This is a genomic window from Mycobacterium angelicum (genome assembly GCF_002086155.1).
GTDB lineage: Bacteria > Actinomycetota > Actinomycetes > Mycobacteriales > Mycobacteriaceae > Mycobacterium > Mycobacterium angelicum.
In genome coordinates, this window is the sequence record NZ_MVHE01000235.1 from 1 (window position 1) to 660 (window position 660).

Below are 660 nucleotides of genomic sequence, written 5' to 3' on the forward strand. Positions count from 1 at the left end.
CGTCGAGGATCCCCTTGAACATCGCGACCAGGCCCGTGAGATCAGAGTTGGCGCGCGCCACGTGACAAGCGCCGTGCAACTCTTCCAGGTCGGTCTTCCCCCAGTCGAGGCCAGAACCGCGTTCGGACAACAGGAGATCGAAGAACTCGCGGGTCGAGCGGCCGTTGCCCTCGCGGAACGGGTGGGCATAGTTCACGTAGTCGTACCGGTATGCGACCTGGCCAGCGAGATCACCTTCGCCGACCGCTCTGAGCCGGTCGAGCTGGTAGATCTCCGCAGCCACATGCTCCATGGGCCGACTGATGCCGCCCGGCGCGCAGAAAGACTCGTCCTCCTTCTCGATGCCGACTGTCCGCAGATCTCCCGCCCAGACGTAAATGTCCTGGAACAGCTGGCGGTGAATCGCCCGCAGGTATGCGAGATCTGTGCGGTCGCCCAGCAGATTGGGATCCTCGCGGAGTTCGATCACCCGGGCCTCAACGAGGTCGTTCTCGGCATCACGCAGTTCGGCATGCGTTCGAGCGCCGACCCGGTTCCTCAAGACGGACATAGCGGGGATGAAGTAGCCCTGCCAATTCCGTTCGTGATCGCCGGTGTCCCATGGATGCGGCACTCCACCCCGGTTACTGGATGTTGTACCGGCGGCGGACGCGCTCACCC

1 protein-coding gene is annotated in these 660 nt (G+C 63.8%); it reads right to left on the minus strand.

What is annotated here, in order from left to right:
* A partial coding sequence (locus tag BST12_RS29175; RefSeq protein ID WP_079037164.1) for a Fic/DOC family protein occupies window positions 1-613 on the minus strand: 613 nt, incomplete at its 3' end.
* Window positions 614-660: the final 47 nt, after the last annotated feature.